General features: G+C 73.4%; 20 protein-coding genes. 10 read left to right on the forward strand and 10 right to left on the reverse strand.

The features are described from left to right. Positions 1–41 precede the first annotated feature (41 nt). The 4 genes from IF27_RS19740 to IF27_RS19755 form a co-directional block, all read right to left on the reverse strand. Positions 42–1,193, reverse strand: a complete 1,152-nt coding sequence (locus IF27_RS19740) for a glutamate ABC transporter substrate-binding protein (protein ID WP_052850996.1) — start codon at positions 1,191–1,193, stop codon at positions 42–44. 13 nt (positions 1,194–1,206) lie between these two features. Then, positions 1,207–2,772 (reverse strand): hypothetical protein, encoded by a 1,566-nt coding sequence (locus IF27_RS19745; protein WP_223291117.1) that lies wholly within the window; start codon positions 2,770–2,772, stop codon positions 1,207–1,209. A gap of 184 nt (positions 2,773–2,956) precedes the next feature. Beyond that, entirely contained in the window at positions 2,957–3,586 is a 630-nt protein-coding gene (locus tag IF27_RS19750; RefSeq protein ID WP_052851107.1) for a GNAT family N-acetyltransferase, read from the reverse strand. Between the two features lie 82 nt (positions 3,587–3,668). Beyond that, on the reverse strand, positions 3,669–4,613 hold the full coding sequence (locus IF27_RS19755) for a mechanosensitive ion channel family protein (protein ID WP_110946059.1): 945 nt from the start codon (positions 4,611–4,613) through the stop codon (positions 3,669–3,671). 268 nt (positions 4,614–4,881) lie between these two features. Between IF27_RS19755 and IF27_RS19760 the strand changes: the two genes are divergently transcribed. The 4 genes from IF27_RS19760 to IF27_RS19775 all read left to right on the forward strand — a co-directional run bounded on the left by IF27_RS19760 (position 4,882) and on the right by IF27_RS19775 (position 8,237). Beyond that, the gene (locus tag IF27_RS19760; RefSeq protein WP_052850998.1) at positions 4,882–5,418 is read left to right on the forward strand and encodes an HNH endonuclease; all 537 of its coding nucleotides are present in this window, start codon (positions 4,882–4,884) and stop codon (positions 5,416–5,418) included. 247 nt (positions 5,419–5,665) lie between these two features. Beyond that, positions 5,666–5,911, forward strand: coding sequence for a hypothetical protein (locus IF27_RS19765; protein WP_110946060.1), 246 nt, complete (start codon positions 5,666–5,668; stop codon positions 5,909–5,911). Continuing rightward, positions 5,911–7,968, forward strand: coding sequence for a 4-alpha-glucanotransferase (malQ, locus tag IF27_RS19770; RefSeq protein ID WP_052850999.1), 2,058 nt, complete (start codon positions 5,911–5,913; stop codon positions 7,966–7,968). Before IF27_RS19765 ends, malQ begins: the two co-directional genes overlap by 1 nt. A 35-nt stretch (positions 7,969–8,003) precedes the next feature. After that, a complete protein-coding gene (locus IF27_RS19775) occupies positions 8,004–8,237 on the forward strand; it encodes a hypothetical protein (protein ID WP_052851000.1) in 234 nt (77 codons plus the stop codon). A 57-nt stretch (positions 8,238–8,294) separates the two neighbouring features. Here IF27_RS19775 and IF27_RS19780 read toward each other — a convergent pair whose 3' ends face one another. The 5 genes from IF27_RS19780 to pepN (IF27_RS19800) all read right to left on the reverse strand — a co-directional run bounded on the left by IF27_RS19780 (position 8,295) and on the right by pepN (IF27_RS19800) (position 21,095). After that, positions 8,295–10,793 (reverse strand): hypothetical protein, encoded by a 2,499-nt coding sequence (locus tag IF27_RS19780; RefSeq protein ID WP_052851001.1) that lies wholly within the window; start codon positions 10,791–10,793, stop codon positions 8,295–8,297. Positions 10,794–11,144: 351 nt separating this feature from the next. Beyond that, entirely contained in the window at positions 11,145–13,712 is a 2,568-nt protein-coding gene (gene pepN, locus IF27_RS19785) for an aminopeptidase N (RefSeq protein WP_052851002.1), read from the reverse strand. A 133-nt stretch (positions 13,713–13,845) separates the two neighbouring features. Beyond that, entirely contained in the window at positions 13,846–17,139 is a 3,294-nt protein-coding gene (locus tag IF27_RS19790; protein WP_052851110.1) for a S8 family serine peptidase, read from the reverse strand. Between the two features lie 257 nt (positions 17,140–17,396). Continuing rightward, positions 17,397–18,404 carry a hypothetical protein gene (locus IF27_RS19795; protein ID WP_052851003.1) on the reverse strand — a complete coding sequence of 336 codons (1,008 nt, stop codon included), beginning with the start codon at positions 18,402–18,404 and terminating at the stop codon, positions 17,397–17,399. Positions 18,405–18,500: 96 nt separating this feature from the next. Continuing rightward, the gene (pepN, locus tag IF27_RS19800) at positions 18,501–21,095 is read right to left on the reverse strand and encodes an aminopeptidase N (protein ID WP_052851004.1); all 2,595 of its coding nucleotides are present in this window, start codon (positions 21,093–21,095) and stop codon (positions 18,501–18,503) included. A gap of 141 nt (positions 21,096–21,236) precedes the next feature. On the opposite strand from pepN (IF27_RS19800), the gene IF27_RS19805 reads away from it, so the two are divergent. Continuing rightward, the gene (locus IF27_RS19805) at positions 21,237–21,866 is read left to right on the forward strand and encodes a DsbA family protein (protein ID WP_052851005.1); all 630 of its coding nucleotides are present in this window, start codon (positions 21,237–21,239) and stop codon (positions 21,864–21,866) included. Positions 21,867–22,009: 143 nt separating this feature from the next. Here the strand turns inward: IF27_RS19805 and IF27_RS19810 are convergent, their stop codons facing one another. Then, complete coding sequence (locus tag IF27_RS19810) at positions 22,010–22,651, reverse strand: superoxide dismutase (RefSeq protein WP_052851111.1); 642 nt, start codon at positions 22,649–22,651, stop codon at positions 22,010–22,012. Between the two features lie 179 nt (positions 22,652–22,830). Between IF27_RS19810 and IF27_RS19815 the strand changes: the two genes are divergently transcribed. The 5 genes from IF27_RS19815 to IF27_RS19835 are packed head-to-tail and all read left to right on the forward strand — an operon-like array spanning position 22,831 to position 25,420. After that, on the forward strand, positions 22,831–23,406 hold the full coding sequence (locus tag IF27_RS19815; protein ID WP_052851006.1) for a biotin transporter BioY: 576 nt from the start codon (positions 22,831–22,833) through the stop codon (positions 23,404–23,406). Between the two features lie 13 nt (positions 23,407–23,419). Further along, positions 23,420–23,896, forward strand: a complete 477-nt coding sequence (locus IF27_RS19820) for a ribose-5-phosphate isomerase (RefSeq protein ID WP_052851007.1) — start codon at positions 23,420–23,422, stop codon at positions 23,894–23,896. Positions 23,897–23,903: 7 nt separating this feature from the next. Then, positions 23,904–24,746, forward strand: a complete 843-nt coding sequence (locus IF27_RS19825) for an Fpg/Nei family DNA glycosylase (protein WP_052851008.1) — start codon at positions 23,904–23,906, stop codon at positions 24,744–24,746. Between the two features lie 49 nt (positions 24,747–24,795). Further along, a complete protein-coding gene (locus IF27_RS19830) occupies positions 24,796–25,059 on the forward strand; it encodes a DUF6186 family protein (protein ID WP_190233040.1) in 264 nt (87 codons plus the stop codon). 7 nt (positions 25,060–25,066) lie between these two features. Continuing rightward, positions 25,067–25,420 carry a DUF6256 family protein gene (locus IF27_RS19835; protein WP_052851010.1) on the forward strand — a complete coding sequence of 118 codons (354 nt, stop codon included), beginning with the start codon at positions 25,067–25,069 and terminating at the stop codon, positions 25,418–25,420. The last annotated feature ends 29 nt before the right edge of the window (positions 25,421–25,449 follow it).

A 25,449-nucleotide genomic window follows, 5' to 3' on the forward strand; every position in this document is an offset into this window, starting at 1 on the left:
GTCGTCCTGCTGCCGCATCCCTTCCCCGCATCGGGGGACGGTCAGTCGCGGTACACGGGGTCGGGCGGCTCGACGCTCCCGCCGAGGTGCAGGGCGAGGTCGTTGCGCCGGTACGCCTCCTCCCACGCGCTCTCCTCCCCGCCCGCCAGGTACTCCGCCAGCACGGCGTTCACCCAGGCGATGAGGTCCTCGTCGTCCTGGTGCATCGCGATGCCGTAGTACTCCTCCTGCCGCCCCTCACCGACGATCTTCATCGTCGGGTCCTGCGCGAGGTGCCCCGCGGCCAACGCCTCGTCGGTCACCAGCGCGTCGGCCTTGCCCAGCTGTATCTTCACCAGGCAGTCGAGGTGGTTGGGCGGGGTCGGCAGGAGCGGCCCGTCCTCATCTTCCACCTCGTCCCACCAGGGGTGCTCCCGGGCGAGTTCCTGGAGCAGCCGGTCGGCGGACGACGACGCGGCGCTGCACACGCGCTTGCCGTTCAGCGAGCTGTCGAAGCCGGTGATCTCCGAGTTCTGCGGCACGACGATCCGCTGACTCGTCGTGAAGTAGGGCGCGGAGAACTCGACCACGTCGGGTTCCGTCCTCTCTCTCCCGTCCTCGCCCACGCTCCTGTTCACGTCGTCGCAGTTGATCGACATCGTGCGCACCACCATGTCCACCGTGCCGCTCGCGAGGGCGGCCTCGCGCTCGCTGGTGGACAGGACGACCAGGCGCAACTCGCCGCTGCTCGGGCCGAGGACGTCCTCGGCGATCGCCTCCGCCAGGTCGATGTCGAAGCCGGAGAGTTCGGCCGTGTTCGGGTCGCGGTAACCCCACAGGAAGCTGTTCTGGTCCACGCCGATGGTGAGGCCGGGTTCCTTCCGTTGCGTGCGGTCGGCCGGGTCGGTGCGGTTGCCCGGGTCGGTGCGGTTGCCACCGGCGCGGATCAGCCTCACCGCCTCGCCCACCGTGCGCTCGGGGCGGAGGGTCGGCTCGAGACCGGCCGCCTCGCACGGCTCGTTCTCCGTGGGCACGGCGGCCGGTGCCCCGCCCGTCGCCCGCGCGGTGCCGTCCCTGGGCGGGGAGGGGGCGGCGCTGCCCGCCGAGACCGTGGTGGCGAGCAGGAGCCCGCCGCAGACCGCGAGGGTTGCCGCGCGCCGCGCCGTCCTGGCGCGCGGAGCCCGCTCCGGCACGCCGCCGTGTTCCCCGATCATCGGACCTTCCCCCTCACCGGTACTCGGAAAGCCTGCGGCCGAGGCCGAACCCCGCGCCCACGACGCCCAGCGCCGCGAGCACCCCGGCGCCCGGCGCGAGCCCGGCCAGCGCCCCGTGCGCCCGGCCGACGGCTGCGTCGAACCGCTCCTGCTCCTTCTCGGCGGCCACCTCCAACCGCCTGGTCACCGCGACGAACATCTCGCCGGTCGAGCCCTCCGCCGCGGTGACCCGATCGACGGCCTGGGCGTAGTCGCCGTCCAACTCCGCGCAGCGGGCCTGCCGGTGCAGGGCGTGCCAGTCCCTTGAGGTGGAGATCGCCTCCTCGATGGACGCGGCGCTCCCCGCGTCCTGCGCCAGGCGCGCCGCCTCGTACAGCTCACCTTCCTGCTCCTCCTCGGCCGTCGCGCCCAGGACCCGGGGCTCCGCCGTTTCCTCGGGGCAGCGGAAGCACGAGGCCCCGCCGTCCCGCGTCGGCTCCTCGCCCGGCCCGCACGTCCGGATGAGGCCGCCGCCGAGCAGTGTGGTCATGCTGTCCTGGAAGTCGTCCTCGAACTGGTTGCTCCCACCCCTGGCCACCAGGCCCAGGCTCTCGATGCCGTGCGCGTTCAGGGCCGTCGCCCAGGCGTCGTTGAGTGCCTGGAGTGAGCTGGCGGCGCCGCGGTCCGCGTCGTTGTTGGCCGCCCGGGACACGAGGTGCGCCCCGCCCAGCCAGCCGAGCAGCACCAGGGTGGCGGCGCTGGCGGCCAGCAGCCCGGGGTTGAGGACGCGGTTGGTGCGCAGGAAGTGCCGCCGCTGCACCCAGGCGAGCCCGACCAGCAGGACGACCCCGAGCCCCAGCGCCGCCCACGGCATCTTCCGCGCGTGCGCCAGGTCGGCGCGCAGCCGCTCGGTCTCCAACTTGTACAGACTGTCGGCCCAGTCGAGGATTCCTTCCGCGTCCTCCGTGCCGTTCATCTGCTGGTCGGCGTAGCGCAGGTAGGCGCCGCCGAGCGGGAAGCCCAGCCGGTCGTTGGCACGGGCGGTCTCCACCAGCCCTGTGTAGATCGGCAGTGCGCGGTTCATGCGCTCGACGTACTCGCGCGTCTGCTCCGTGCCGTCCGTGTCGGCGGCGACCTGGGCCAGCTGTTCGCCCGCGGTCGCGATGTCGTCGTCGTACGCGTCCCGTACGGCCGCGGACTGGCCGGACTGGTCGGCCCCCGTCAGGAAGCCGGTGGCCGCCGCCGTGTTGGCCCTGGCCAGGGAGCGGAACAGCTCGGCGGCGGCGGTGCTCATCTCCTGCCCGTTGCGCCGCACGCTGTCGGCGGCCTCGGCCCGCGCGTTCACCTGATAGGCCGTCACCGCCCCGAGGAGCAGGAGCAGTCCGGCGAGCAGCGCGCCGATGATCCGCAGCCGCCCCGGCTCGGTCCCGGCGGCGCGGCGCGTCCGTCCGACCCACTCGGCCCACACGCCGAGCCGCCTGGGTACGGGGGGCGCGCCCGTGCCCGGCGGCGCCGGGGGCGCGGACGGCGTCCCGGCGGGACCGGCCGCCGCCGCCTGATCAGGCGGTGACGCCGGAGGCGCGGTGGACGGGTGAGTCACAGTGCGGGCCCTCCCCCTCACGAAGTCCGGCACGGGTCACGGCGAGAGTATGCCGTTTCCGTGGGCCCGGCCCACAGATCCGGCCCTTGATCTTGTCAGTATCGCGATCTTCCGGACCTGTCGGTTCCCCCGCCAGGCACCACGCACGGCGGGGCCGCGCGGTTCCCGCAGCTCGCCCGGGTGTTCAGGGCGTCAGGCGCATGCCGAGGTGCAGCGAGCCGCCGTCGCCGTCGGGCGCGGGCAGCTCGTGGAAGCCCAACCGGTCGTAGAACGCGCGGGCGCCGGTGTTCTCCGGGCTCATCCCGAGGTGGACGCCCGGCACTCCGCGCTCGCGCAGGGCGCCGAGGTACGTCTCCATCAGCCTCCGGCCGAGCCCCTGGCCCTGCCCCTCGGGCAGCAGGTCGATGTGCAGGTGCGCCGGGTACTCGGCGGCGATCGCCGGTGCCAACATGCGTTCGGCGTGGTGCAGCAGGTCGCGCAGCTGCTCGTCGGGCCCCTCAGGGGTGCCCTCCGGCGCCGGATAACGCGCCGCGACCTGGGGCAGCCACCGCTCGCGGAAGGCGGCGAAGAACGCCGTGCTGTCCGCCGTCCCCAGGATGTAGCCGATGGCGCGCTCCCCGTCGTCGGCGACGAAGACGAGGTCGGGCTCCAGCTCCGCGTAGGGCGTCGCGAAGATCGCGGGCAGGATGCCCGGGTCCTCGTAGTGGCCTGTGGCGTCCTTGCCGACCTTGCCGGTGCGGACGCAGATGTCGTGCAGCGCGTCGCGGTCGCCGGGGCGGTAGGCGCGTATGACGGCGGGGGCGGTGGTGGTCATGGGCGGCATTCTGGCCGACGGAGCGCCGCGCGGCCATGCCCTCCCGCGAGTGTGCCGCCGGTCACAGCCGCCCCCGGGGGCGTCACGGCGCCGGTTCCGCGCTCCCGCCGCCCGCCTGGCCGCCCGCCGCGCCGGGCCCCGCCGCCGGGCCCGCCTGGGGCGGCACGGCGGCCGTGCCATCGGCCGCGGGCCCCGCCGTCGCGGAGATGCCCGCCGCGGCCAGCGTCCGCCTGATCCGCCAGCGCAGCTCCCGCTCCACCTCCGCGCCGCCGCCCGGCAGCGTCTTCGCCGTGACGCGGACGACCATCGTCTCGCCCGACACCGTGTCGAGCCCGAGCACCCGCACCGGCTCCCACAGCATCTCGTCGAACGGCGCGGTGCGCGACAGCTCCTGCCCCGCCGTCTCGATCAGCTTCCTGACCTGGTCCAGGTCGGCGTCCGCCGCCACCTCGACGTCCACACCGGCCGTGGACCAGCCCTGGCTGAGGTTGCCGATCCGCTTGATCTCGCCGTTGCGGACGTACCAGACCTCGCCCTCCTCGCCGCGCAGCGTCGTGACGCGCAGGCCGATCTCCAGGACCGTGCCCTTCGCCTCGCCCGCGTCGATCATGTCGCCCACGCCGTACTGGTCCTCCAGCAGCATGAACATGCCGCTCAGCACGTCCGCGACCAGGCTGCGCGCACCGAAGCCGATCGCCACGCCCGCGATGCCCGCGCTGGCCATCAGCGGCCCGAGCTGGACGCCCAGCTCCGAGAGCACCATCAGCCCCGCCGTGCCCAGCACCACGACCGACGCGGTGCTGCGCAGCACCGAGCCGATCGTCTCGGAGCGCTGGCGGCGCCGTTCCGAGTTGAGCAGCAGGCCGCCCCGGATCGCGGAGCGGCGCGTGGTCGTCTCGTCCTTGTTCAGCCGCGCGATCAGTCTGCTGATCGCGCGGCGGACGACGAACCGCACGGCGAACGCCACCGCGAGGATCAGCACGATCCGCAGTCCGTGCGTGAGCCAGGACTCCCAGTTGTTGCCCATCGTGCCTACTCGGTCCTCTCGCTCCACTCGTCTCGGACCTCCACCGTAAACAGGCGCGACGAGCCCGCCGACCACGTCGTCCCGCCGGTGTGAGACACCGCACACGCGTTCGGCGCGGGGCAGGAGCGGTACGGGCGGGGCGCATGTGCCGAACGACACAAACGGCGCAATTGCCGATCGTGGTGGCGCCACGGGGCGTGCGCGGGACACACTGAGGGAGATCGTCACGGCGCGAGCCACGTGCCGCCGACGGAAACGGAGGGCGTCCGTGCCACACGTCTTGGTCCTCAACACCTCGTACGAGCCGCTGGGCGTCGTACCCGTCCGCCGCGCACTCATCCTCCTGCTGAACGACAAGGCCGTCAGCCTGGAGACGTCGGGCGCGCTGATGCGCAGCGCCACGCAGGCCATCCCCGCGCCGAGCGTCGTCCGCCTGAAGCGCTTCGTGCGCGTGCCCTACCGCACGGCCGTGCCGCTGACCCGCCGGGCGCTGTTCGCCCGTGACGGCGGCCGGTGCGCGTACTGCGGCGGGGTCGCGACGAGTGTCGATCACGTCGTCCCGCGCAGCCGGGGCGGCCAGCACGCCTGGGACAACGTGGTCGCGGCCTGCCGCAGCTGCAACCACCTCAAGGCCGACCGGCACGTCGCCGAGCTGGGCTGGCGGCTGCGGCACACGCCGGGGCCCCCGTCCGGGCTCGCCTGGCGCATCATCGGCACCGGCCACCGTGACCCGCGCTGGCTGCCGTACCTCCAGCCGTACGGGGCGGACGACGCCCTGGCCCGTATCGACGCGCGGCCCGTCTGACCCTCGGCCGCCGCCTCCCGGCCCGGCGCAAGAAGCGCCGCCCGGTCCCGGGGGCGGCGGCAAATCTTGCGGCGCACAGGGGGGTGACCTGCATCGCTTTCCTGTCGCACGGAGGGGTGTCCTGGCGTTCACTGGGGTAGAGCAAGCAGTACCCGCGCGCCGCCCGCGCGCGGGACGTCCGTCCGCCGGGCGCAGGCCCCCACGCACCCCGGCGAACCCCAGCGAACTCCAGCGAAGGAGTCATCCCGTGGCACGAGCCGCCCGGATCGACGCGCCCGACAGGGAAGCCGACCTGCTGAAACACCTGCTCTACGGTCTCGACCCCGCCCCGCTGCCCAGCCAGAACGGCGCCCCGCAGGACCCGCTGACCAGCGAGCCGCCGCTCGGCGCCGAGGCGCCGCTCACGGCGGAGGCCCCGCTGGCCGCCGAGCCGCCGCTCACGGCGGAGACGGGCGGCCCCGTGGGCACCGGCACGGAGGCAGTCGAGATCTGATGGAAGAGCGGCTCGCGCGGCTCGCCGCGGCGCACGGCGTCGCCACGTCCTACGAACCCTCACCCGGCAACCACGTCACCGTCCCGGACGACACGGTGACCGCCGTCCTCACCGCCCTGGGCGTCGATCCCGGCGCCGAGCCCGACCAGGCCGCCCCAGGCACCGGACGCCTCCTGCCGCCCACGGTCGTGCTGCGCGCCCCCGACGGCCCGCCCGGCACACCGCCCCCCGCCCCCGGCGGCCTCCCGCCCGGCACCGACCTGCGCGTCGAGACCGCGGACGGCCGCAGCCTCCCCTGGGACGACGGCCCCCCGGCCCCCGGCTACCACACGCTGCACGCCACCGCCCCCGACGGCCGCACGGGCAGCGCCACCCTCATCGCCGCCCCCGGACGTCTCCCCGGCCCCCAGGGCCGCACCCACGGCCTCCTCGTCCAGCTCTACTCGCTCCTGTCCACCCGCTCCTGGGGCATGGGCGACCTGGTGGACCTCGCCGACCTCGCCACCTGGGCAGGGCACGTCCTCGGCGCCGGATTCCTCCAGCTCAACCCGCTGCACGCCGCCGTCCCCGGCGCCTCGGGCGAGACCACCGACCCGTCCCCGTACCGCCCCGGCACGCGCCGCTACGCCGACCCCGTGCACCTGCGCATCGAGGACATCCCCGAGTACGCCTACCTCGGCCCCGACGCCCGCCACCACACCGACCGGCTCCTGACCCGCGCCGCCGCCCTGCGCGCCGCCGTGCTGGAGAAGGGCGCGCCCATCGACCGTGACGCCGTCTGGGCCCTGAAGCGGCAGGCGCTGGAGATCGTCCGCGCCGTCCCCCTCAGCCCCGGCCGGTACGCGTCCTACTGGGCGTTCCTCGCCGAGCAGGGGCAGGCCCTGGAGGACCACGCCACCTGGTGCGCCCTCGCCGAGCTGTACGGGCCCGACTGGCACTCCTGGTCGCCAGGGCTGCGCGACCCCAGATCGCCCGAGACCGCCCGCGCCCGGGGCGACCACCTCGACCGCATCGACTTCCACAGCTGGCTGGCCTGGCTCACCGACATCCAGCTGCGGCGCGCGCACCGCAGCGCGCAGGCGTCCGGCATGTCCATCGGCCTCGTCCACGACCTGGCCCTCGGCGTCCATCCGAACGGCTCGGACGCCTGGGCCCAGCAGGACGTCCTGGCCAGCGGCATCACCGCCGGTGCCCCGCCCGACGCGTTCAACGCCAAGGGCCAGGACTGGGGCCTGCCGCCCTGGCGCCCCGGCGCGCTCGCCGAGCGTGGCTACGCGCCGTACCGCGAGCTGCTGGCCGGGCTGCTGCGGCACGCGGGCGGGCTGCGCGTGGACCACGTGATGGGCCAGTTCCGCCTGTGGTGGATCCCGGAGGGCGCCTCGCCCGCCGACGGCACGTACGTCGCCTACGACGCGGACGCCATGCTGGGCGTGCTCGCGCTGGAGGCGCAGCGGGCGGGCGCTGTCGTCGTCGGCGAGGACCTGGGCACGGTCGAGCCCGGCGTGCGCGAGCAGCTCGCCGAGCGCGGCATCTCCGGCACGTCGGTGATGTGGTTCGAGCGTGACTGGGCCGCGAAGGGCCAGCCGCCGCTGCCCCCGGACGCGTGGCGCGCCGACTGCCTGGCCACCGTCACGACGCACGACCTGCCGTCCACGGCCGCCCGCCTCGTCGGCGACCACGTGCGGCTGCGGGAGCGGCTCGGGCTGCTCCAGCCCGGCACCGACGAGCTGAACGCCGCGCTGGCCGAGACGTCCGAGTGGCTCGCCGTGTTCTCCCGGCTCGGGCTGCTGCCCCCCGGCGCCACCGAGGAGGGCCAGATCGCCGCCGCCTACCGCTTCCTCGCCAGGACACCGGCGAAGATGATCGGCATCTGGCTGCCCGACGCGGTGGGGGACCGCAGGCCGCAGAACCTGCCGGGCACCTGGCGCGAGTACCCCAACTGGCGGCTGCCGATCGCGGACGGCACGGGGCGGCCCGTGACCCTGGAGGAGCTGACCACCTCGGGGCGCGTCGCGGCCCTGGCGCGGGCGGTCCGTGAGGAGATGGCGGGGCCGTGAGCCGGGCGCCGGGAGGCGTTCGTTACTGTGGGGCCGTGGTCAACGTGAAGAAGAAGCGCAACGCGAGGCGCGTGGCGGCCGTCACCGCCGGGACGGCGCTGTTCATGCTGCTGTCCTCCCCGTCCGCCCTCGCCCTCTACCCGGACGACGGCGACGACCCGGGCTCCGGCCTGAGCGTCATCCAGACCCTCAGCATGTTCGTCGTCGCGCCGATCGTGCTGTTCGTGGTGATCGCCGGACTGGTGGTCGTCGCGGAACGCAAGCGCTGAGCGGCGCGGCGCGGGCCGCCCCCGGAAGCCGGGGCGCGGCCCGCGCCGGCGTGCGTGTCAGTCGCGCGGCTCGGCCGCGCGGTTGTAGGCGTTGATCATCGCCTGCGCGTAGTGCTGGTACGCGTCGCCCTCGATGTTCCTGACGCTCTCGATGACGTCGGTCTGGTTGAAGCCGCCCTCGGACGGGACCGGGATGCGGTAGTCCTCCGCGTTGCCGTACTCCGCGCGCTGCGCCGCGTAGGCGATGGTCGCGCGGGCGCTGGTGTCGCCCCAGTTGACGGCCTCCCACTGCGCCGCGTCCACGGCGGCGGCGCCGTCAGGCAGCGTGTAGCGCAGCGCCTCGGTGAGGCCGAAGGCCCCGAGCTGGGCGACGAGGTTGCCCTTGCCGAAGTCGCCGATGGTGTTGACGACGCTGGCCGCCGTCGAGATCGCGCCGTAGCCGGTGAACTGGTTCTTCGAGGTGTCGTTGACCGGCGCCACCTCCTGCACGTGCTGCACGGTGCCCGCGATCCGGCCGATGTGGTCGAAGACGGACGACTCGCCGCGCCGCTCCCCGTCCTGCTGCCCCTGCGCGTCCATGTCCCGGCGGAACGCGTCGTGCGCCGACATCTCCTGCCACTGCCCGACGCCGTTGAAGAAGTTCTCCCGCACGTCGCCGTCCGCGTGGTTCATCAGCGTGAACAGGGACTCGCGGTCGCTGTCGGACAGGTCGAACGAGTACCGGTAGTCCTTGCCGTGCAGGTTGACGTCGGTGAAGTCGGTCGCGCTGGAGGCGAATCCGGACGCGGTGCCGCCCTTCGAGATCATGTCCATGTACTGGAGCGCCGTGTCGCCCACCGCGTCCTGGAGCGCGGAGTGGTTGATCGGGCCGTACTCCGAGATGTTGTGGTTCTTGGTGCCGAGGATCTCCTCGTTGTGCCCGGCCGCGTACTCCAGCACGTTGAAGGCGGCGTGGGTGTACGCCTCGGCCTCCGGGTCGTTGTGGTCCACGCCGTCGGGCACCGTCGTGCCGCTGCGCACGAGGTCGCCGACGCCCGTCGAGTCCTCCCAGTGGATGCCGAGCGCGCTCTCGCGGAACGTCCGGTCGTTGAGCAGTTCGGCGCTCGTCCCGCTGTTGAGCGCGACGGCGCGCAGCAGGCCGTCGCTGCCGGTGTTGGCGGTGTCGCCGTAGCCGCCGTCGAAGTAGTGGTACTGCGTGAGGCCCTGGACGTTGACGGCCGCGTGCGCCATGTCGGTGGCGAGGCGGTCGCCCGGCGCGACGGAGGCGGCGCCCATGAGCTGCCCGAAGCCGTTGAAGTCGCGCAGCGCGTCCCAGTAGGCGTCGTCGGGGCCGCCCCGGTTCGGGATGGAGACGTCCACGAAGCCGTCGATGAACGCCTGGCGGTCGCCGTACAGGTGGTCGCGCAGCCCGGCGGGCAGCGCGGCGCGGCCCGCCGCGTTCGACGGGTCGATGCCGCCGATCTCCGGGTTCGTCAGCATCAGCAGGCCGTCGGCGACCCGCTGGGCCGCGGTGAACCGGTTCCCGGCGACGTCGGGGTCCATGCCCTCGGCGCCACGCGCGAGGCCGCCGAGGAGGCTCAGCTCCTCCTTGTCGAGGCGGCCGTAGAACGCGTCGAGGTAGGCGCGTTCGGCGGGGGTCATGTCGCGCAGGGGGGTGTCGGGGTTGTCCGCGGTGTGGATGCCGATGCCGATGGCGTCCAACGTCTCGGTCCAGCGCAGCAGTTCCTCGGGATCGGGGTGGTCCTTGCGCATCTCGTCGGCGAGGTGGTCGGCCGCGTACACGGCCATGCCCTCGCTGGTCCACAGCCCGAGCGGCCCGTCGGACAGGTCGTAGCCGAGGTCGCCCAGCTCCTGGCCGAACTCGGCGAGCTTGCCGCGGTAGGCGTCCAGCGCGTCGGTGATCTCGCCGTCCGCCGTGGTCGCGTCCTCGGCGGCCCTGCGCAGGTACTTGGTCCGTATCCGGGCGTCGAACCCTAACGGGAACTCGAACTCGTAGTTGCCGAGCCCGAGCATGCGCGGGGACGCGATCGCGCGCTCTCCGCCGTACTCCACCGAGATGGGGAACGGCGGGCCGAACAGCACCAGGCCGAGGTCGGGTTGCAGCGCGGCCTCCAACGCCGCCTGCCAGCCGTTCCACTCGGTGATCGCCGCGTTCAGGTGCTCGACGTATTTGGCTTCGAGGCCGCGCTCGCCGTGGATGACGTCGTGCACCTCCTCGTCCGCGTCGAGCGCCCGGTTCATGGCGCGGACGACGTAGCCGACGACGGCGTCCATGTCGGCGCCGTTGCCCTGGAGGCCGCGGGACGTCGCGTCGATCCGGCCCTCCTCGTCCACCAGCGACTCGCCGTCCAGGCTGCCCGAGTCGCCGCCCAACTCGGTGGCGCCACGGGCCAGATCCCCCGCGTCGCCCGCCTCACCGGCCGCACGCGCGTAGATCGCCGCCGTGTCCGCCATGTCGTCCGGGCTGATCTCCTCCCGGAACGCGACCTGGCGTTTCCACGGGCGCGCGTCGGCCGCGGCCTCGACCTCGTCGCGCGTGAAACTGAGGATGGGCACAGGAACCCCCTGGTCACAGGAGTACGGCGAGTAGTTCCCCCGAACTCGCTTGCAATAAGGCCCAGTTGATCCGGGGCAGCTCTCTCCCGGCGCGCTGCGGCCACCTCCCCATGAGATACCCGCCGGACGCCGCTTGACCCCCCGTTACCGCAAATTCACCTACGCCTCCTTGGAATCCCCGCGCCTCGTCCGCCGCTTCACCACCACAGGCGGTCGGACGCCACGGCACCGGGCGCGGGCGGCCACCCCGGATCGCATACGATCGGCGGCCGCGCGCGCCCGCCCGCGCGCACGCGAAGGGCGCCCGGGACGTGAGGTCCCGGGCGCCCGTGGGCCGTTACGCGCGGGCCGTCAGCCCGCCGCGGCGTCCGCCGCCTGCGCGCGCAGCGCCCGCTCGACGCCCGCCCGCGACTCCGTGACGAGCCGCCGCAGCGCCGCGCTCGGCTCGGACGTCGCCAGCCAGGCGTCCGTCACCTCAAGCGTGGCCCGCTCCACCTGGACCGCCGGGTAGAGCCCGACCGCGATCTGCTGCGCCATCTCGTGACTGCGCGACTCCCACACGTCCTTCAGCACCGCGAAGTACTTCTCCGTGTAGGGCGCGAGCAGTTCGCGCTGGTCGGTCTGCACGAAGCCGCCGATCACCGCGTCCTGCACCGCGTTCGGCAGCGTGTCGGACTCCACGACCTGCGCCCACGCCGCCGCCTTCGCCTCGGCCGTCGGCCGCGCCGCGCGCGCCGAGGCGGCGTGCCGCTCGCCCGCCGACGTCGGGTCGCGCCGCAGTTCCTCGGCGATCTCCGGCTCGTCCGCGCGCCCGGTCGAGGCCAGGCGCAGCAGCAGCGCCCAGCGCAGCTCGGTGTCCACCGTCAGGCCGTCCAGGGTCTCCGAGCCGTCCAACAGCCCCGCGAGCAGGTCGAGTTCGGCGTCGGTGCGGGCGCTCGCGGCGAACGCGCGGGCCCACGCCAGCTGGTGGTCGCTGCCGGGCCGCGCCGCCCGCAGGTGCTCCAGGGCCGCCGCCGACCAGGCCGCCAGGCCCTCCTCGCGCCACTCGGGCGCCGCGTACAGGTCGATGGCCAGCCGCACCTGCCGGTGCAGCGACTGCACCACGCCGATGTCCGTCTCCTTGCCGATGCCCGCCAGGACCTGCGTGACGTAGTCGCGGGTGGCCATCTCGCCGTCCCGCGTCATGTCCCAGGCCGACGCCCAGCACAGCGCGCGCGGCAGGGACTCGGCGAAGTCCCCGACGTGCCGGGCGACGACGGCCGTGGACTCCGGGTCGAGCCTGACCTTCGCGTAGGACAGGTCGTCGTCGTTCAGGAGCACGACGTCGGGGCGGGCGCGGCCGACCAGCTCGGGCACGGCCGTCAGCTCGCCGTCCACGTCCAGCTCGATCCGGTCGGTCCTGGTCAGCGTGCCGTCGCGCAGGTCGTACAGGCCGATCGCGATGCGGTGCGGGCGCAGCGTCGGCTCGCCCTTGGCCCCGGCGGGCAGCGCGGGCGCCTCCTGCCGGACGGCGAACCCGGTGACGACGCCCGCGTCGTCCACCGTGATCTCCGGTCGCAGCACGTTGATCCCGGCCGTCTCCAGCCATGCCTTCGACCAGGCCGTCAGGTCACGGCCGCTGGTCTCCTCCAGCGCGGTCAGCAGGTCGGTGAGCCGTGTGTTGGACCAGGCGTGGCGCTTGAAGTACGCCTGCACGCCGCGGAAGAACTCGTCCATCCCGACGTAGGCGACGAGCTGCTTGAGGACGCTGGCGCCCTTGGCGTAGGTGATGCCGTCGAAGTTGACCAGGACGTCGTCCAGGTCGTTGATCTCCGCCATGATCGGGTGGGTGGACGGCAGTTGGTCCTGGCGGTAGGCCCAGGTCTTCATGGTGTTGGCGAAGCTGGTCCACGCCTGCGGCCAGCGGCTGTCCGGCGCGTGCGCCTGGCAGGCGATCGACGTGTAGGTGGCGAACGACTCGTTCAGCCACAGGTCGTTCCACCACTCCATGGTGACGAGGTTGCCGAACCACATGTGCGCCAGCTCGTGCAGGATCGTCTCGGCGCGGCTCTCGTAGGCCGCGTCGGTGACCTTCGAGCGGAACACGTACTGGTCCCGGAAGGTGACGGCGCCCGCGTTCTCCATCGCGCCCGCGTTGAACTCGGGGACGAACAGCTGGTCGTACTTGGCGAACGGGTACGGGTGGTCGAACTTCTCCTCGAACCAGTCGAAGCCCTGCCGTGTGACGGCGAAGATCGCCTCGGCGTCGAGGTGTTCGGCGAGCGAGGGACGGCAGTAGACACCCAGCGGCACGGTCCTGCCCTCGCCGCCCTCCCAGGTGCTGTGCACCGAGTGGTAGGGCCCGGCGATGATCGCCGTGATGTACGTCGAGATGCGCGGCGTCTCGGCGAACTCCCAGACGTTGCCCTTCGGTTCGGGCGTCGGCGAGTTGGAGATCACGGTCCAGCCCTCGGGCGCGGTCACCGTGAAGCGGAACGTCGCCTTCAGGTCGGGCTGCTCGAAGGACGCGAACACCCGGCGCGCGTCCGGTACCTCGAACTGCGTGTACAGGTACGCCTGCTGGTCCACCGGGTCCACCGAGCGGTGCAGGCCCTCGCCTGAGTTGGTGTAGGCGCAGGTGGCGACGACCCGCAGCTCGTTGTGGCCTTCGAGGACCGAGGGCAGCGCGATCCGCGAGTCGGCGAAGACCTCCGCCGGGTCGAGCGCCGTGCCGTTCAGCACGACCTCGTGGACCTCGGGCGCGACCAGGTCGATGAACGTCGCCCCGGCCGAGCGTGCGGTGAACCGCACCGTCGTCTCGGACGCGAACGTGCCGCCGTCCTGCGCCCCCGAGATGTCCAGGGCGATGTCGTAAGCGTCCACGTCCAGCAGCCGTGCCCGCTCCTGGGCCTCCTGCCGGGTCAGATTCGTGCCAGGCACCTGGTGTCTCCTTTAGGTCTTCGGCGTGCGCCCCGCCCATCCTTCCACGGCGGACGCCACGGGGGCGGGCGGACGGCCGGGTGCCGTCAGCCCGCCCCCGTGGGACGCGCGGTGTGTCAGGGGAGGACCGGGGTCACTCCACGACGCTCTCGACGATCACGCCGCCCGAGCCCGTCGCCGTGCCCTGCGCGGTGCGCAGCTCGACCTCGCCGAACAGCTGCCGGTCCGCGCCCGCCTCGGCCGCCGCCGCGCTGACGGTGACCTCCGCCGACGCCTCGGCCGACTCGCCGGTGTCCAGGTCGAGGACCTGGTCCTCGTCCACCGCGACCGACCCGAGCAGCGGGCTCAGGTAGGAGTCGTGGTAGGCGAAGGTGGTGCTGCCGGTCGGGACCGCGTAGCCGTGCACCTCGACGGTGTACGTACCGGCCGCCGGGTCGGTCAGGGAGACGATCTCCTCGGCGCCCGAGCTGGTGGACTCGCCCACCAGCGTGCCGTCCTGGTAGACGAACAGGTCCAGGTCGGAGCCGGGGTCGGACGGGCTGCCGATGATCGCGTCGAACTGGGAGACGCCCTCGCCGAGCACGACCTCCCACGTCTGCCGCTCGCCGTCGCCGATGGTCGGCGTCTCCTCGCGGACCGAGCCCAGCTCACCGGCGGCGAGGCTGCCCTCGACCGGCGCCAGGTCGTTCGTCAGCGTCCAGGTGACCGGCACGGGCACGCCCGCCTCGGCCTCCTCGACGCGCGCCGTCTCCGGGTCGAACGTGGTGGACAGCGCCGTGGAGGTCAGCGTGTAGCGGTTGTCGAGCTGCGGCGTGGTGCGCCGCGCCTCGACCTCGAACTCCCAGACGCCCGGCACCGGGTTGTCGTACGACCGCAGGTCGGGACGGCAGGTGTTGGCGGGTGAGGTGTAGTTCGGGTAGCACTGGTTGCTGGCCGAGCTGTCCTCCAGCATCCCGTACGGGTTGATGGCGATCCAGCGCGTCTGGCTGCCCTGCGCGAGGCCGCTCAGCGACACTTCGAGCGTCCGCGTGCCCTCCGGCACGGTGACGAAGAAGGAGTCGTTGCCGTTGCGCCTGACCGTGTCGCGGTGCGTGATCGTGTAGTCGGGCGCGGACAGCGCGTCGGGGACGACGACCGTCGCGAGGATCTGGTGGTCGATGCCCCGGGTCGTGAGGTCGTTCACGGCCAGGATGGCGCTGTGCGCGCCGCCGGAGCCGGGACGCGCCTGGAGCGTGACCGTGACGGGCTGGTTCAGCGGCAGCAGGACGAGCGGGCTGCCCTGGATGCGCCAGGTGTTCTCGTGGTTGTTGGCCAGCGAGAGCGTGTGCAGCACGCGCCGGTTCGGGCCGGTCGTGCGGGTGATCGTGACCTGGTAGCTCTCGCGCTCGCCGACGGCGGGCGCGCTCTCGCGGTCGTAGACGCCGGTGCCGGAGTCGGGCGTGGCCAGGTACTCGGACTGCGCGTGGTCCACCGGCGCGGTGACGGTGTACTCGTGCGCGGTCGCGCCGCGCGTGATCAGGCTCCACGCGGCCTCGGTGTCCATGAGGCCCGAGCCCTGCTCGTGCGCCTGCACGCCGCTGATGCGGTTCGCCGAACTGGTCAGCGCGGTGCGCAGGTCGGCGGGGGACAGGTCGATGTTCCGCTGCTGGGCGGCCGAGAGCAGCAGGGCGGACGCCCCGGCGACCTGCGGGGACGCCATCGACGTGCCCTGGAGCATGCCGTAGCCCGGCGGCAGGGAGTAGCCCGCCTCGGCGACGGCGCTGCCCGCCTGCCAGGTCGGGATGGAATTGATCGACGCGCCGGGGCCGACGATGGTGGGCTTGAACCCGCCGTCGTCGCGCGGACCCGCCGAGGAGAACGGCATCAGGTCGTAGGAGGTGCGCACCTCGGCGCCGTAGTTGGCGGCCCAGGTGTCGTCGGAGATGCCCGCGCCGACGGCGACGACCTTCTCGGCGACCGCCGGGTCGCCGATCGTGTTGACGCCGGGGCCGTCGTTGCCCGCCGAGATGAACAGCTGCACGTCGTACGTGTCGATCAGCTCGGTGTAGAGCCTGGCGCGCGCGTTGTTGCCGTCGTTCAGCGCCGGGAGGCCGCCGATCGAGACGTTGACGAGGTCCACGTCACGCGTGACGACCAGGTCGATCATGCCTTCGAACAGCGCGGTGTAGGTGCAGCCCGCGACGAAGAGGCAGGCGCGCGCCGAGACGATGTTGGCGCCGGGCGCCGCGCCGTCCATGGCGCCGCCGAACAGCCCGTTCGCCGACGTGATGCCCGCGACGTGCGTGCCGTGCGCGCCGGAGACGATGCCGATGTTGACGAAGTCACGGACCTCGCCGACCCAGTCGCCGCCGTAGGGGTCCATCGGGACGTCCTCGCGGATCTCCACGACGAACGGGACGGCCTCGGCGATCGCGGTGGCCGGGTCGTCGGTCCCGAAGGAGGCGACCTGGTGGTCCTCGCCGTAGGGGGACAGCTCGGTCTCGTCCGTGAAGTCGCCGTCGTTGTCGAGATCGACGCGGACGGTCCCGGCCTCGGGGTCGTAGAGCAGCGCCCAGGCGTCGGTGCTGTCGCCGTCCCGGTTGAGGTCGCCGCCCGCCTCGCCGCCCGCGACCGACTCGCTGAAGCGGTTGACGAAGTAGGAGCCCTCGGGGGCGGTGTAGGCGCGGCCCGACCAGGTGAACGCGGGTCCTGAGACGGCCGTCGTCATGGCACGCCAGGTCGCGTCGCCGTCGATGATCGGGTCGGTGGCGGTGACCCAGTCGGTGATCTTGCGCTCGCCCGTGGTGGTCTCCTGGAGCGCCGGGTGCGCGAGGTCCACGCCGGTGTCGAGGACGCCGATGGTGACGCCGCGCCCGTCGTAGCGCGGGTTGTGGCGCACGAAGTCCACGGCGCCGGTCTCCCCGGCGGGCTGGTACGGGTTGTTCGCGCGGGTGTTCTCGTCCGGCCCGGGGTAGTCCCCGGCGCCGCTGCCGCCGCCCGATCCGTGGCCACGGCCGTCGGGCAGCGGGTCGGGGACCGCGATCTCGTCGTTCATGTCGATCGCGTGGACGGAGGACAGGGCGGTGGCCTCCGCGATCGCGGCGTCGGCCTTGCCGGTGCGGACGGTGAGCCGCACGTAGCCGATGTCGTCCTGCGTGTACCCGACGGAGGCGCCGGAGAGGTCGCCGAGGGTGTCGGCCACCTCCTCGGTCTCCCCGGGCTCCGCGGCGATCAGCATGGTGACGTACGGGTCACCCGCCGTCCGTGCCTCGGCCAGGAGCGCGGCGTCCTGGGTGGAGAACTTCTCGCCGAGCGGCTTGTCCGGCACCGAGCGCGGAGTGTCGTCCGCCGCCAGGGCGGGGACCGCGCCCGTGAGGGCCAGCGCGGCCACCAGGCCGGCCGCGAGGGTCACACGGGACAGGGGTGGCAGGGGTGGTCTCAGTGACATGGGCATCCTTGTTCGGAATTTCCTGAGCAGGACGACCGGTCATCATACGGAAGTGATCAAAGTATGGGGGGACTTGACGAAGAAGATCTTGTCTCCAGAATAAAATTATATTCATTTCACGGGGTAATCTGACGAAAAGTCTGTCCGGGACACCCCGGGAAATGCGCATTGCGCGACGCCCCCGGGAACGGCCCGCACCCCTCCACGGGCCGTGTACACGCGCTTCACGTCAACTCCCCCCCCGGCCGGGCGGCGCGTCAGCGCGGCATCACCACGACATACGTCGCGGGCGGACGCCGCTCCGCCGCCCGCAGCGCGTCCGCCAGCACCGCGGCCTGCCGCTCCGGCGCGTCCCGCAGCCCCCGCGGCGTCAGCCGCACCACCCCCACCCCGAGCCCCACGAGCGTCTGGTGCAGCCGCAGGTCCCGCGCCCGCCGTTCCGGATCCAGCTCGGGCCCCGGCACGGGCCCGGGCCGCCACGCGTCGATCCGCACCGCCACCGCCGGGCGCGGCCAGTACGCGTCCACCGTCCCGAGGAACGGCCCGTCAGGCAGCCACAGCGCCACGTTCCAGCACGGGTCGGGCAGCCCCGCCGCCCGCACCGTCTCCAGCAGCCGCCCCTCGGCCGCCGCGCGCCCCTCGGCGGGCAGCGTCCGCACCGCCTCCGCCACCACGGGCCGCCCGAGCAGCCCGGCCCACGCCAGCTCCCGCACCACCGCGCGCGGCTCGCAGTGCCCGCCGCGCACCGCCTCGCCCAGCAGCCGCCGCACCTCGGGCGTCCCGGGCAGATGTGCGATCGCATCGGCCAGCGCGCGCGCCACCGGCGCCACCGGGAAGCCGCCGACCACCACCGCGCGCGGGAGCGCGGACGTCCGGATCAGCCGCGCCCGCCCCGCCGAACGCAACCGCCGCGTCCTGGGCACCAGCACGTCCACCCGCTCCGTCGCCGACGACGGCGGCACCGCCGTGAACCCGTGCAGTGCCAGGGCCGCGAGCCCGGTCACGACCGCCTCGCCAGGCCGCCCCCCGGCGTAACAGAGCGCGGCCCGCACCGTCTCCTCGCCGGTCGGCGGGCCCGCGTGCAGCAGGAAGACGCCGGGCAGCGGCATCTGCCACGGACCACCGGGGCGGCACAACCGCTGCGCCACCGCCGCCGTCACGCCTCGCTCCCGCAACTGCCGCGCGGACAGCACGCGTTCGGCCACGCCGACCGCGATCCCCGCACCGTCGGGGACGCCGGGGACCGGCGGGATGTCATCGTTCATGCCCGGCCGATTCCCCGCCCGCCCCCGCGGGCCACCTCTGTTACAGACCGGTCGGCAAACCGCGACCCGCCCGGCACGCCGCGCCCGGCGCGCGGCTCACCGCCGGTCGGCCTCCTGCGCGTGCAGCGCACGGGCCAGGTCGGCGTGCGCCTCCAGGACCAACCGGCGCAGCGCCGGTGGCGCGTCCTTGTGCGCGGTCAGCCACGCGTCGGCCGCCTCCCGCGTGTCCCGGTCGCCCTGGAGCGCGGGGAACAGGCCCCGGACGACCGCCATCGCGATCTCGATCGTCCGCGTCCGCCACACCCGCTCGATCATCTCGAAGTACCGCGCGGTGTAGGGGGCCAGCAGCTCCCGCTGCCCCGGCTGCGCGAAGCCGTCGATCGTGGCCTCGACCAGCGCGTTGGACAGCGCGTCCGACTCCACGACGTCCTGCCACGCCCGCGCCTTCACCTCGGCCGAGGGGCGCGCCGCCAGGCAGCGGACCTGATGACGCTTGCCCGACGCCGTGTCGTCGCGGGCCAGTTCGGCGTCCAGCCCCTCCTCACCGACGCGCCCGGCGGCGGCGAGCGCCGCGAGGAACGTCCAGCGCAGCTCCTGGTCCACGTCGAGGCCGTCGATCCTGGCCGTGCCCGCCAGCAGGCCGTCCAGCAGGAGCAGGTCGGCCTCCGAGACGGCCGTCGAGGCGAGGAAACGGGCCCAGGCGAGCTGGTGGTCGCTGCCGGGCGCCGCCCTGCGCAGCTCGGTGAGCGCCACGCCCGACAGCTCGGCGCCCGCCGCCGCGCGCCGCTCCGGCGCGGTGTAGTGGTCGCGCGCCGTCAGGGCCCACGCGTGGACCATCTGGAGCACGCCGATCTGGCTCTCCGCGCCGCTGAAGTCGCGCACGAGACCGAGGAAGTCGCGGGCGGGCAGCAGCCCGTCGCGCGTCAGGTTCCACAGCGCCGACCAGCACAGGGCGCGCGCCAGCGGGTCCTCGATCCCGCCGAGCCCGGCGAGCAGCGTGTCCAGCGAGTCGGCGTCGAAGCGCGCCTTGCAGTAGGTCAGGTCCTCGTCGTTGACGAGGATCAGCTCGGGCCGCTCCTCGCCCGCCAGCTCCGCGACGACCGTGCGCGGCCCCGTCACGTCCGCCTCGGCCCGCGCGTACCGCAGCAGCGGGCCGCGCCCGTCCGCGCGGCGGTACAGCCCGACGGCCACGCGGTGCGGGCGCAGCGTCGGGTGGGACGCGGGCGCCTCCTGCCGTACGGCCAGCTCGGTGATCCTGCCGTCCGCGCCGTACAGGGCCTCGGGCGTCAGGGAGTTGACGCCCGCCGTCTGGAGCCAGGACTCGGCCCAGCCCGCCATGTCGCGCCCCGAGGTCTCGGCCAGCACCGACAGCAGGTCGGCGAGCCGGGTGTTGCCGTACGCGTGGCGCTGGAAGTAGCGGCGCGCGCCGTCGAGGAACGCGTCGCGGCCCACGTAGGCGACCAGTTGCTTGAGGACGCTGGCGCCCTTGGCGTAGGTGATGCCGTCGAAGTTGAGCTTCGCGTCCTGGAGGTCACGGATGTCGGCGGTGACCGGGTGCGTGGAGGGCAGCTGGTCGGCCCGGTAGGCCCACGCCTTGCGCCGGTTGGCGAACGAGATCCAGCCCTCGTCGAAGCGTGTCGCCTCCACGAGGGACAGGGCGCCCATGAAGTCGGCGAACGACTCCTTGAGCCACAGGTCGTCCCACCACTCCATCGTCACGAGGTCGCCGAACCACATGTGCGCCATCTCGTGCAGCACCGTGCTGGCGCGGCCGTGGTAGGCGGCGCGCGTCGTCCGGCCGCGGAAGACGTACTCCTCGCGGAACGTGACGAGACCCGGGTTCTCCATCGCGCCGAGGTTGTACTCCGGCACGAACGCCTGGTCGTACTTGCCGAAGGGGTAGGGGTATCCGAAGTGCTCGTGGAAGAAGTCGAGGCCCTGCTTGGTCACGAGGAAGACGTCGTCCGCGTCGAAGTGCCGCGCGAGCCCCTTGCGGCACAGCGCGCCGAGGGGGATCTCCAGCGTGCTCCCGTCGGGCAGTTCGCGCGTGTAGTGGTCCGCGACGTAGTGGTACGGCCCGGCGAGCACCGCCGTGATGTAGGTGGAGATCGGGCGGGTCTCGGCGAACGTCCAGGTGGCCGCGTCGGTGCCCGGCAGCTCCTCGCGCGACTCCTCGGCGCCGTTGCTGAGCACGGTCCAGTGTGCGGGCGCGGTGACGCGGAAGCGGTAGGGGGCCTTCAGGTCGGGCTGCTCGAAGTTCGCGAACACCCGCCGCGCGTCGGCCGGTTCGTACTGCGTGTAGAGGTAGGTCTCGCCGTCCTCCGGGTCGGAGAAGTGGTGCAGGCCCTCGCCGGTGCGGCTGTAGGCGCAGCTCGCGTCCACGACGAGCGTGTTCTCCCGCTCCAGCCCCCGCAGCGTCACCCTGCTGCCGTCGAAGACGCGGTCGGGCGGCAGGTCGCGCCCGTTCAGCGTGACGGAGTGGACGTGCGGCGCCAGGAGGTCGGCGAAGCTGTCGGCGCCCTCCTCCGTACAGGAGAAGCGGATCGTGGTCGTGGACCTGAAGGTCCGTGGTCCCGGCCCCTGGGCCGGGCCGACGGCCGAGCGGAGGTCGAGCGCCACCTCGTAGCCGTGCACGCGCAGGCGACGCGCCCGCTCGCGGGCCTCGTCGCGTGTCAGGTTCTCTCCGGGCACTGCGTGCTTCCTCTCCTCGCTCGTCGGCGCGTGCCAGCATGTCACGCGCGGTGCCCGACCCGCACAACGGAATGCGGGGGCGCGCGGCATCGTTGAGCACCGGAGATCCGTCCCCGCATTCCCACGGCCGAGGAGCCTGATATGTCCGACAAGACGCCCGCCGACTTCTGGTTCGACCCGCTGTGCCCGTGGGCGTGGATGACGTCCCGCTGGATGCTTGAGGTCGAGAAGGTGCGTCCGGTCGAGGTGCGCTGGCACGTGATGAGCCTCGCCGTCCTCAACGAGAACCGGCTCGACGAGATGCCGGAGCAGTACGCCGAGGCGATGCGCGCCGCCTGGGGGCCGGTGCGGGTGTGCATCGCCGCCGAGCGTGAGCACGGGAGCGAGGTCCTCGGCCCGCTGTACACGGCGCTCGGCACCCGCTTCCACCCGCAGGGCCTGGAGAAGAGCCGCGAGACGATCGTCGCCGCCCTGACCGAGGCGGGGCTGCCCGCCGAGCTGGCCGACGCCGCCGACTCGGACGCGTACGACGCGGAGCTGCGCGCCTCGCACAAGGCGGGCATCGACCTGGTCGGCCAGGACGTCGGCACCCCGGTCATCGCCGTGCCGGGCGCGGACGGCCGGCAGCTCGCGTTCTTCGGCCCCGTGGTCACCCCCGCGCCCAAGGGCGAGGCGGCGGCCCGGCTGTGGGACGGCACCCTGCTGGTGGCGGCCACGCCGGGCTTCTACGAGATCAAGCGCACCCGCGACGTCGGCCCGCAGTTCGACTGAGCCGGGCCGCGCGACACGGCCGGTCCCCGCGCGATGCCTCCGCGCGGGGACCGGCCGCTTTCCCGTCCGTCTGTCCGAGGATCGGTCGATCCGGTGAGAAGACGATCAGACGGCCGGGGGTCCCTGGGGTGCCTGACCCGACGTCAGGGGACGAGCAGCACCCCGGTCGCGCGCGTCTTCGCGGTCGCGTAACGGGTCTGCACGTCCTGCCAGTTCACCACGCGCCACATCGCCTCGACGAAGTCCACCTTCTGGTTGCGGTACTGGAGGTAGAAGGCGTGCTCCCAGGCGTCGAAGACGAGGAGCGGAATCGCGCCCTGGCCGACGTTCCCCTGGTGGTCGTACACCTGCTCGACGACCAGCCGCGCGCTCAGCGGCTCGAACGCCAGCACGCCCCAGCCCGAGCCCTGCGTCGTCGCGGCGGCCTTGGACAGCTGCGCCTTGAACCGGCCGAACGAGCCGAACGACTCGGCGATCGCGTCCGCCAGCTCGCCCGTGCCGTCCGCCTCCAGCGGCTCCCCGCCGCCGTCGCCCGTCATGTTCTGCCAGTAGATGGAGTGGAGGATGTGGCCGGAGAGGTGGAACGCGAGGTTCTTCTCCAGCCCGGTGATGGCCCCCCACTGGTCCTTGTCGCGGGCTTCCGCCAGCTGTTCCAGGGTGTCGTTCGCGCCCTTGACGTAGCCCGCATGGTGCTTGTCGTGGTGCAGCTCGATGATCTCGCCGCTGATCACCGGCTCCAAGGCGACGTAGTCGTAGGGGAGTTCGGGGAGGCTGTAGGTGGCCATGCCGTTGCCCATCTCCATTAGTTGCGAGTCAGTTGCAACAACACGCTAGCAGCAGCAACGCGGCGATGTCGTCAAACTCACGCCGGGCCGAGGCCCCGCGTCCGCTAGCGTCACCGTGACGTCAAGTCAGCGGGCCCCCGGGCCCGGCCCTTCCCGTCACCGTCCCCAGGAGAATCCCCATGAGCACAGCCGTTCTGGCCGATCTGCTCCCCGCCGCCACGGCGCCCCGCGCCCGGGTACGCGACGCGGCGCTCGTCGTCGGCGGCGCGGTCCTCACCGGCATCGCCGCCCAGCTGACCCTGCCCGTGCCCGGCTCGCCCGTGCCCGTCACAGGACAGACCTTCGCCGCGCTGCTCGTCGGCGCCTCCCTCGGCGCGAGCCGTGGCCTCGCCTCGATGGTGCTCTACGCCCTCGTCGGCATGGCGGGCGTGCCCTGGTTCCAGGGCGGCACCTCGGGCCCCGGCGGCGCGACCTTCGGCTACATCATCGGCATGGCGCTCGCCGCCTGGGCCGTCGGCGCCCTCGCCGGACGCGGCGGCGACCGCACCGTCCTGCGCACGGCGGGCACGATGGTGGTCGGCACCGCGCTCACCTACGGCGTCGGCGTCCCCTACCTCGCGCTCGACGCGGGCATGAGCCTGTCGGAGGCCGCCGCGGCCGGGCTCGTCCCCTTCCTCATCGGCGACGCCCTCAAGGCCGCGCTGGCGATGGGAGCCCTCCCCACGGCCTGGCGTCTCGCCGGCCGACGGCCGTGACAGACTCGTCCCCATGCGCGTCTATCTCGGTTCCGACCACGCCGGCTACGAGCTGAAGTCCCACCTCGTCGAGTGGCTCACTGAGCACGGTCACGAGCCCGTGGACTGCGGTCCCTTCGTCTTCGACGCCGAGGACGACTACCCCCCGTTCTGCCTGCGGGCCGCCGAGGGCACCGCCCAGGAGCCCGGCGCGCTCGGCGTCGTCATCGGCGGCTCGGGCAACGGCGAGGCCATCGCCGCCAACAAGGTCGCGGGTGTCCGCTGCGCCCTCGCCTGGAGCGAGGAGACCGCCCGCCTCGGCCGCGAGCACAACAACGCGAACGTCCTCAGCGTCGGCTCGCGCATGCACACGCAGGAGGAGGCCACGGCGTTCGTCGCGGCCTTCCTCGACACCCCCTACTCGGGCGCCGCCCGCCACACCCGGCGCATCGCCATGCTGACCGCCTACGAGACGGACGGCACCCTCCCCGCGCTCCCCGGGCAGGACTGACGCGTCGATGCCCGAAGGCCACACCATCCACCGTCTCGCCGCCGATCTCGATGACGTGCTCGGCGGCGGGCGGCCGGTCAGGGCGGACAGCCCCCAGGGCAGGTTCGCCGACGGCGCCGCCCTCGTGGACGGCAGGCCGCTGACCGCCACCGAGGCGCACGGCAAGCACCTCTTCCTCGGCTGGTCCCTCGCGCCCTCGGGCGGCGCCGAGGCGACGAGCTGGGTCCACATCCACCTCGGCCTCTACGGCAAGGTCGCCTTCGGCGACGGGCCGCCGCCCCCGCCGGTCGGCCAGCTCAGGCTGCGCCTGTGGAACGACACCGGCCACGCCGAACTGCGCGGCCCCACCACCTGCACGCTCATCACCGACGCGGAGAAGCGCGCCGTCGAGGACCGCCTCGGCCCCGACCCGCTGCGCCCCGACGCCGACCCCGAGGCCGCCTGGCGCCGCGTCCACGCCAGCCGCACGTCGATCGCCGCCCTGCTGATGGACCAGAAGGTCGTCGCGGGCGTCGGCAACGTCTACCGCGCCGAAGTCCTCTTCCGCCACGGCATCGACCCGTACCGCGCGGGCCGCGATCTCACCCGGGCGGAATGGGACGCCATCTGGTCGGACCTGGTCACGCTGATGCGGGAGGGCGTGCGGCTCAACCGCATCGACACCGTCCGCCCCGAGCACACCCCCGAGGCCATGGGCCGCCCGCCGCGCGTGGACGACCACGGCGGCGAGGTCTACGTCTACCGCCGCGCGACGATGCCCTGCCTCGTCTGCGGCACCGAGATCCGCACCGCGCAACTCGCCGCCAGGAACCTCTTCTGGTGCCCCACCTGCCAGCACACCACCGCCTGACCCCGCGCGCGTCCGCCGTTCCGCCCGCCAGGTGACGCATGATGCCCCCATGGCAGCAGCGGCAGCGGCACAGACGCCGCACCACGCTTTCTGGGGCTATCTGGTGTGGGCCGTCCTCTTCGGCGCCCTCTTCGCCTGGGAGGGCGCCGGACTGCTCCGCCCCACCGACGGCATCCCCACCCTCAGCCAGGCCATCGACGCCGTGACGCGCCACCACATCGGCCGCTGGGCGCTGTTCGCCCTGTGGCTCTGGGTCGGCTGGCACGCGTTCATCCGCGGCTGGCACTTCCTGCTCCGGGGCCCCGAGGGGTGAGCGCGCCGTGCCGCACCTCCTCGACCTGACGGTGATGCTGGTCGCCTACCTGCTCACCATGGGCGCGCTCGCCTCCGGCCTGCGCACCCTGCGCGACGACCCCGGCGGCCGTCCCCGCAGCGGCGGGCGCCGCGCGGGCTGGCCCGGCCTCGTCCGCCAGGTGCTCGTCACGGCCGCAGGGGGATACGTCCTGCTGCTGCTCGTCGTCGCGGGCTACTACGTCGGAGTGGCCCGCCACGACGGGGACTTCCTCCTCAGCGCCGTGACGGGCGCCGCGTCCCTCGTCGGCGTCGCGCTGCCCCCGCTCCTCGCGGTGAGCGCGGCGCTGACACGGACACGGACACGGACGCGCGGACGCTGATCCCCCCACCGCGCCCGCGCGCCCCACCC

Source organism: Streptomyces avicenniae (assembly GCF_000719135.1).
GTDB classification, from domain to species: Bacteria; Actinomycetota; Actinomycetes; order Streptomycetales; family Streptomycetaceae; genus Streptomyces; species Streptomyces avicenniae.

Bases quoted from the DNA above. Each gene is read 5' to 3' on its own strand.
- IF27_RS19740 (WP_052850996.1), bottom strand. From the start codon at position 1,193: ATGATCGGGGAACACGGCGGCGTGCCGGAGCGGGCTCCGCGCGCCAGG.
- IF27_RS19750 (WP_052851107.1), bottom strand. From the start codon at position 3,586: ATGACCACCACCGCCCCCGCCGTCATACGCGCCTACCGCCCCGGCGAC.
- IF27_RS19755 (WP_110946059.1), bottom strand. From the start codon at position 4,613: ATGGGCAACAACTGGGAGTCCTGGCTCACGCACGGACTGCGGATCGTG.
- malQ (WP_052850999.1), top strand. From the start codon at position 5,911: ATGGAAGAGCGGCTCGCGCGGCTCGCCGCGGCGCACGGCGTCGCCACG.
- IF27_RS19790 (WP_052851110.1), bottom strand. From the start codon at position 17,139: ATGTCACTGAGACCACCCCTGCCACCCCTGTCCCGTGTGACCCTCGCG.
- IF27_RS19795 (WP_052851003.1), bottom strand. From the start codon at position 18,404: ATGAACGATGACATCCCGCCGGTCCCCGGCGTCCCCGACGGTGCGGGG.
- IF27_RS19805 (WP_052851005.1), top strand. From the start codon at position 21,237: ATGTCCGACAAGACGCCCGCCGACTTCTGGTTCGACCCGCTGTGCCCG.
- IF27_RS19810 (WP_052851111.1), bottom strand. From the start codon at position 22,651: ATGGCCACCTACAGCCTCCCCGAACTCCCCTACGACTACGTCGCCTTG.
- IF27_RS19815 (WP_052851006.1), top strand. From the start codon at position 22,831: ATGAGCACAGCCGTTCTGGCCGATCTGCTCCCCGCCGCCACGGCGCCC.
- IF27_RS19820 (WP_052851007.1), top strand. From the start codon at position 23,420: ATGCGCGTCTATCTCGGTTCCGACCACGCCGGCTACGAGCTGAAGTCC.
- IF27_RS19825 (WP_052851008.1), top strand. From the start codon at position 23,904: ATGCCCGAAGGCCACACCATCCACCGTCTCGCCGCCGATCTCGATGAC.
- IF27_RS19830 (WP_190233040.1), top strand. From the start codon at position 24,796: ATGGCAGCAGCGGCAGCGGCACAGACGCCGCACCACGCTTTCTGGGGC.